This window comes from Bartonella sp. AD328YNZD, from assembly GCF_042196425.1.
In genome coordinates, this window is the sequence record NZ_JBHIQG010000405.1 from 1 (window position 1) to 1974 (window position 1974).

The following is a 1974-nucleotide window of genomic DNA, read 5'->3' on the forward strand; positions in this document are numbered from 1 at the left end:
AGATCGCAGACGAAAAATATAATGATGAGGTCTACGGGACCTATGAAGAGCAAAATAAATTACGTCTTTGTGATGTGCTTTAAATTCTGAGGGCGCATTTAAAAGCGCCCCCTTTCATTCATCAATCCCATCAATATGAGGTTCGTAATGGAAAAGCCTATTGCTATCCAGCACAATACAATCAAACACGAAACCGTTCAAACGGTCAACGCTCGTGAGTTACATGCGTTTTTGGAAATTGGGAAAGATTTCTCTACTTGGATTAAGGACCGTATTCATCAATATGAATTTGAAGAGGGAAATGATTTCATAAAAACACAAGATTTGCGGTCCCCAAAATTGGGGAGCGCAAAATCTAGAGCTGTTACAGCTATAGACTATCACCTCACATTAGACATGGCAAAAGAGCTCGCCATGGTAGAGCGTAATGAAAAAGGAAAACAAGCCCGTCAATATTTTATTGAATGCGAGCGGCGTGCAAAGCAAGTTGTTACACCACAAATCGATTACTCAAGTCCAAAGGCTATGATTGGCTTTTTGAATTACCTACAAGGTCAAATAGATCAAAAAGACACCATCATTGAAGATTTAACACCAAAAGCCATGGCTCTTGAAAGCTTACAGCGCCATGATGGACTCTTCGGTCTTACAGAAGCCGCTAAAATACTTGAGATGCAACCAAAACAGTTCATTCAATTCTTACAGCAAAAAGGTTGGGTTTACAGACGAGCAGCAGGTGGAAATTTGCTTCCTTATCAAGACAAAATCCAAAAGAAACTTATGGATTGTCCAACTATCACACTTCAAACCGCAAATGGAATAGAAAAGGTCATTCCTTGCGCAAAAATCACCACAAAAGGTATGGGGCTGCTGTCTCAAGAGCTTAAAAGACAAAGCATGCATTAAGAGGCTATTGTTATGAATAAAAAATACGAATTAACTGATGAAATTCTATAGCCTCAAGAAATAGGCTTCTAACAACCAAACAACCATTTTTAACACATGCGTGATTCACGCCACGAGGGAATTGCGTCTTCAATGGAGGAAAGAAAAATGAATGAACAAAACACTAACTTAACAGAAGTAAACAAAACAAACGATTGTGAAGTTAAACCTACAGCTATGGAACTTATTTTAGAAAGAGCTCTAGAAAATGATGTTGATCTGGACCGTCTCAAGAGCCTTCTCGAATTGCGAGAAAAGGAGATAGAACGACAAGAGCGCCAAAACTTTGTCCGTGATCTTTCTGCTATGCAAATGGAATACAAAGATATCGAACAAAACGCCATTAATACACATACTAAAAGCCTCTATACAACGCTTGATAAATATATTGATGCTATCAAAGAACCTCTTGCAAAACATCACTTTGCCTTGTTCTCTCGTATCAAAGACCAGAGTTCAAATAGCATAACCGTAGAAATGACTTTAAAGCATATATCGGGCAATGAAATATCAACACAAGGGACATTTCCCATTGATGCTACGGGAAGCAAAAATAACACACAAGCGGTTGGTTCTACTATAAGCTATGCACGTAGATATCTCTTAGGCATGCTTCTTAATGTTGCAAGAAAAGAAGACGATACAGATGGAATAACACTTCTTGCGGGTATCTCTCCTGAACAGATGAATGAAATCAAAGAATTAATTAAAAAAACACAATCTGAAGAAAGTGGGCTTCTCTCTTTCATAGGAGTAAAAAATCTAAAAGATATGTCTTTTAAACAAGCACAAAACGCTTTGTTTGCTTTGAAAAAAAAGCAACGAAAGCAAATGAATAAAGCACAACAAGAGCAATTAGATGCACCTATACAAGATATTGAATATGCACCAACTCAACAACAAACGGCGGTGTGAGATGGAGCAAAGAACAGCAGAATGGTTTCAAGCGCGTTTAGGAAAAGTCACTGCTTCAAACGTTTACAACGTACTCAGTAAGACAGCAAAAGGTTTGCCTACAAGCAAATATGA

The 1974-nt window shown here is 38.0% G+C and carries 2 protein-coding genes and 1 pseudogene; all 3 read left to right on the forward strand.

Going from position 1 to position 1974, the window contains the following annotated elements; translation table 11 throughout:
• Positions 1-147 precede the first annotated feature (147 nt).
• Positions 148-906, forward strand: coding sequence for an antA/AntB antirepressor family protein (locus ACFIO3_RS12240; protein WP_375686514.1), 759 nt, complete (start codon positions 148-150; stop codon positions 904-906).
• A 147-nt stretch (positions 907-1053) separates the two neighbouring features.
• Positions 1054-1860 carry an ERF family protein gene (locus ACFIO3_RS12245; protein ID WP_375704536.1) on the forward strand — a complete coding sequence of 269 codons (807 nt, stop codon included), beginning with the start codon at positions 1054-1056 and terminating at the stop codon, positions 1858-1860.
• A gap of 1 nt (position 1861) precedes the next feature.
• A pseudogene (locus ACFIO3_RS12250) lies at positions 1862-1974 on the forward strand (exonuclease); the annotation flags it as partial.

Excerpts from the sequence above, each read along its gene's own strand:
- ACFIO3_RS12240 (WP_375686514.1), top strand. The coding sequence starts at position 148 with ATGGAAAAGCCTATTGCTATCCAGCACAATACAATCAAACACGAAACC.
- ACFIO3_RS12245 (WP_375704536.1), top strand. The coding sequence starts at position 1,054 with ATGAATGAACAAAACACTAACTTAACAGAAGTAAACAAAACAAACGAT.